1 protein-coding gene is annotated in these 391 nt (G+C 25.1%); it reads right to left on the reverse strand.

Features of this window, described 5'->3' with window-relative positions:
• Window positions 1-216: hypothetical protein (locus ACF91D_RS32260; RefSeq protein WP_392438778.1), on the reverse strand; the 216-nt coding region annotated here is incomplete at its 3' end.
• Window positions 217-391 lie beyond the last annotated feature (175 nt).

Here is a 391-nt window from a genome sequence, read left to right on the forward strand (position 1 = left end):
AATTAATACCAAATTATAAGAATTAGTAATTCGATAGTCTGATTGCAACTTATTAATGATTGCATTAAGTTCATTCAGAGAAATTATATTTTCATTTAACTCATTACGTTCATATACAGTAATAGCATCTCTTTTAGATTGGTTATAATGATATTTAACATTTGCACAAGGGTTTACTTGGATATATTTATTTTCAAGTGCAAAATTCATTATCAAATTTATACATCCTTTAATTGAATTCAAATAAAAAACTGAGTATTTTTCCACAGATCGAAATTGATCTATCATATTTTGAATATCATTATGAGTGATTTTTTGTATCAACACTGAATCGAAATATTGATATATGAGACGTAGCAACGATTTACGAGATTCAACACTTCTTTTACTT

The sequence above is a fragment of the Staphylococcus sp. 231237_7MaSpsaltlick genome, from assembly GCF_043107035.1.